The following is a 483-nucleotide window of genomic DNA, read 5'->3' as shown; positions in this document are numbered from 1 at the left end:
ACACCTTCATTGTATTAGCTATTTAAGAGCTGCTATTTAAAGTTTTATGTATCCTAGACCAGACTTTACCAACTAGTAAAAATGATACTTTATTTTCTTTGGCTTTATTTTTCCCAACCCAGTTAACTTAAAGCTCATTTAGTCTATTATTATTGACAATATCGTCTCCAGTTATATCAACATTTTTCTCTTCCACCCCCATCTCTAAAGTTTCACCCCTTCCTTGAGCCTCTATATTAACAAATGATGGACTGCTAAATGTTTGTATCGACCCAAATTTTGAAATTAAGATATCTAAATTAATTTCATTATCACCAGCACTAAGTAATTCCCCACTAACCGATAGAAGCAAGTAACTTGATAAATAATCTCTTCCCTCATTTTTTGTCATACTAGTATGCGAACTCATCGATATTGATTTAGCGCTTAGAAATTCAACGAAACTCGTATTTTTTTCATCATGTTTTTTTATTAAATCATTTA

Annotated in this window: 1 protein-coding gene; it reads right to left on the bottom strand. The window is 31.1% G+C overall.

Translation table 11 applies throughout. From position 1 onward, the window contains the following. Positions 1-127 precede the first annotated feature (127 nt). Positions 128-483, bottom strand: a 356-nt coding sequence (locus CWB66_RS22400; RefSeq protein ID WP_171037576.1) for a hypothetical protein, incomplete at its 5' end; no start/stop codon positions are given.

The organism is Pseudoalteromonas sp. S558 (assembly GCF_005886635.1).
Classification (GTDB): Bacteria; Pseudomonadota; Gammaproteobacteria; order Enterobacterales; family Alteromonadaceae; genus Pseudoalteromonas; species Pseudoalteromonas aliena.
The sequence above is the reverse complement of the archived record's forward strand: the minus strand, read 5'-3'. Positions and strand labels throughout refer to the sequence as shown.